Below are 3,310 nucleotides of genomic sequence, written 5' to 3' on the forward strand. Positions count from 1 at the left end.
CGTCGACGCGCCCCTGCGGATCGACCAGGTAGGACGCGCGCAGCCGCCCGTCGTCATAGCGGCCCTGCACCGTCATCACGCTGCCGACCCGCACGTCGCTGCCGTCATGCCGACCGGCGTCGACCAGCGTGCGGCCGGTGCCGTCCTGCACCACAAACTGGTTGCCATAGGTTTCGGCGACCCGGCCCTTCACCGTCACGATCCCCGATGCCTGCGGCAACCGGGCGATCGCGGTCGGTATGGTCGGCGCCATCTCCACGCCGGGGCGGGTCAGCTGCACCGCCCCGGCACCGCCCGCGGCCCCGATCGCCAGCAAGGCCGCGGCGGACAGCGCCATGCGGGTGCGCGGCGGCACACGGCCGGCCAGCTTCTTTGCATCAGTCATTCGTCGTCTCCTTCACGTCGGACGAATCACCGGATAGGCCCGCGGGGCCGACGCGCGCTGAACCCGGCGGTTCAGTTTCGGTTTAGGCAACGGCGCTAGGCGACGGCGATGCGTATCCTGCTGGTGGAAGACGACCCGGACTTGGCCGACGCGATCGCGCGGGCGCTGCGGGCCGAACATTGCGCGGTGGACATCGCCGCCGACGGTATCGACGCGCAGCATCTGGGCGAAACCGAAATCTATGACGCGGCGGTGCTCGACCTCGGCCTGCCGGGGCTGGACGGGGCGGGCGTGCTGACCGCGTGGCGCGCGGCGGGGCGCGCGCTTCCGGTGCTGGTGCTGACCGCGCGCGAGGCATGGGCGGACAAGGTGACCGCGTTCAAGGCGGGGGCGGACGATTACCTGACCAAGCCGTTCCGCGTCGAGGAGCTGATGATCCGCCTGCGCGCGCTGGTGCGCCGTGCGGCGGGCCATGCGCAGCCACGGATCGTGTGCGGGGCGCTCGCCTTCGACAGCCAGACCGGGCAGTTCGAGCTCGACGGCCTGCCGCTGAAGCTGACCGCGTTCGAATGGCGCGTGCTGTCGCAGCTGATCCTGCGCCGCGACGTGGTGATCGAACGGCTGGAGCTGCTGGAGCGCGTGTACGAAGGTGATGCGGACGTCGATTCGAACAGTCTTGAGGTCATTATCGGCCGGCTGCGGCGCAAGATCGGCGCGACGATGATCGAAACCGTGCGCGGGCGCGGATACCGTCTGATATGCCCCGCCGCCGCCTGATGCACCGGCTGATCCCCCGGTCGCTGCGCGCGCGGATGCTGGCGCTGTCGGCCGGCGCGACACTGCTGGCGCTGGCGTGCGCGGCCTGGGTGATGGCGGGCACGCTGGAACGGTTCGTGACGCGCGGGGTGGACCAGCGGCTCGATGCGCAGCTGGCGGTGCTGGCGAGCGCGGTGGGCGACGACGGCGCGGTGGATAGCGTCCGGCTACGCGAGCGCCTGGCGGTGCTGGAGGACGGGCCGGGGTGGCGCTGGCGGATCGACGGCCCGCGCGGGCGCGTCGGATCGGCGGACTTCCCGCGACTGGAGCCGATCCATCCGCCCGGTCCCCCACCGCCGCCCGATGCGCCCCCGCCGCCGGGTGCGGGGCGTGGGCCGAGGCCGCAACAGGGCGTCGATGCCGACGGGCCAATCCACGCCCGGCAGGCGACGATCGCGACCGCTGCGGGCACGGTGACGCTGACCGCCGCCGCGCCTGCACGGGTGATCGCCCAGCCGATCCGCGCCGCGCTGTTCCCGCTGCTGTCGGTGATCGCGGCGCTGGCGGCAATCTTCGCCGTCGCCGCGTTCGTCCAGTGGCGCTGGGCACTCCGCCCGGTGCTGGCGCTGCGCGATCAGGTCGCGGCGATCCGCCACGGCGTGCGCGAACAGGTGGACGAGGACCAGCCAGACGAACTGCGCCCGCTAGCGGCGGAACTCAACGCGCTGGCGGCGGAGGGCGCGGCGGCGCTGGCGGCGGCGCGCGGATCGGCGGCGAACCTTGCCCATGCGCTCAAGACGCCGGTTGCCACGCTGGCGCTCACCCTGCCGCCGGATGGCGCTGCGGCGGCGCAGCTCGCGCGGATCGAGGGGGTAATCCGCCATCACTTGGCGCGCGCGCGCACCGCCGCGATCGCCCGCCGCGCGCGGACCGACCTGTCCGCCACCGTCGCGGACGTGGCGGGCGCGATCGGGGCGCTCCACCGCCATGCGGCGATCGCGGTCGACGTGCCCGCCGGCCTGATCGTCGCGGTCGATGCGCATGATCTGGCGGAGATCGTCGGCAACGTCATGGACAATGCCGCGCGCCATGCGGCCGGCCGGGTGGCGGTGTCCGCGGCGGCGCAGGACGACGCGGTGCTGCTGACGATCGCCGACGACGGGCCGGGGATCGCAGCGGAGCGGCGCGAACAGGCGATGGCACCCGGCATCCGGCTGGACGAGGGGCCGTCCGGCGACGGCTTCGGCCTGGCGATCGTGCGCGAGCTGTTGACGCTGTGCGGCGGCCGGATGGCGCTGGGCGAGGCGCCCGGCGGCGGGCTGAGCGTAGCGATCGCCCTGCCGCACGCCGCCGGTTAGAGCGGGCGCAAACCGCTACCGGTCAGTCGACCATCGCCTTCATCTGTTGCAGGAACCGGGCGGCGCCCTTGCCCTCGGGCGTGTCGGCCTTCGCACGGGTCGTCAGCGCGGCGAAGGCGGCGGCGCCGTGGCGCGGGCTGGCGAACAGCGCGGCGGCATTGTCCGCGACGGTCGGGTCGCCATCGGTCAGCGTCGCGACGCACGCCAGATAGCCCACGACATTGTCGATCGCCGCGCCGTCCAGCGTGACGTGGTCGACCCCCTTCGGATCGGCGAGCGATGTGGGATAGCGGCGATAGAAGGCATCGCCCAGCGCGCCGCCGACCAGCCCGGCGGCCTTCACCTCGGCGCAATCGGGCAGCGGCAGGCCGGCGTTGGTGGTCGCAGGTTCGGGCATCGGGGTCGGCTCCGCTGCGGGTCGATAGGTGTTGAGCAGCGCGTCGTACCGCGCGGCGCAATCCGTGACGCGATAAGCGGCGCAGGCGGCGGCGCGGCTGGCGGACCAGGCGGCGCGCGCGGCGGCGCCCAGCCGTGTCGGATCGCCGCGCCCCGCCGGTGGCGTGCCGCCCGCCAGCCATGCGGCGCGTTGCTGCGACAGGCGCACCGCGGCGTCGGCGACCGCGACCTGCGCCGCCGCCCCCTGACCGAAGGTGCCGCGCGCGATCGCGTCGTCACCCAGCGCGCGGAGCGCCGCGGCGTGGCGGGTCGCTGCCTCCGGATGATCGGGCAGCGCATGGGCGATCCGCGCCAGTTCGGTGTCGGCGCAGGTCTGAATCGCGGCGGCATCGCCATCGGCGCGGGTGCGACACGC

At 74.0% G+C, this 3,310-nt stretch carries 3 protein-coding genes and 1 pseudogene; 2 read left to right on the plus strand and 2 right to left on the minus strand.

Translation table 11 applies throughout. The features are described from left to right. Positions 1–385 (minus strand): annotated as a pseudogene (locus tag AX685_RS21790) (hypothetical protein); the annotation flags it as partial. A gap of 108 nt (positions 386–493) precedes the next feature. Here AX685_RS21790 and AX685_RS16525 point away from each other — a divergent pair. Next, the gene (locus AX685_RS16525) at positions 494–1,162 is read left to right on the plus strand and encodes a response regulator transcription factor (RefSeq protein ID WP_066490623.1); all 669 of its coding nucleotides are present in this window, start codon (positions 494–496) and stop codon (positions 1,160–1,162) included. Further along, positions 1,144–2,499 (plus strand): sensor histidine kinase, encoded by a 1,356-nt coding sequence (locus tag AX685_RS16530; RefSeq protein WP_231738970.1) that lies wholly within the window; start codon positions 1,144–1,146, stop codon positions 2,497–2,499. The genes AX685_RS16525 and AX685_RS16530 overlap by 19 nt, the downstream gene beginning before the upstream one ends. Positions 2,500–2,521: 22 nt before the next feature. Here the strand turns inward: AX685_RS16530 and AX685_RS22760 are convergent. Further along, positions 2,522–3,310 (minus strand): hypothetical protein (locus tag AX685_RS22760; RefSeq protein ID WP_197418662.1); only part of this gene is annotated, 789 nt, incomplete at its 5' end.

The organism is Sphingomonas sp. CCH9-F2, assembly GCF_001556735.1.
GTDB lineage: Bacteria > Pseudomonadota > Alphaproteobacteria > Sphingomonadales > Sphingomonadaceae > Sphingomonas > Sphingomonas ginsenosidimutans.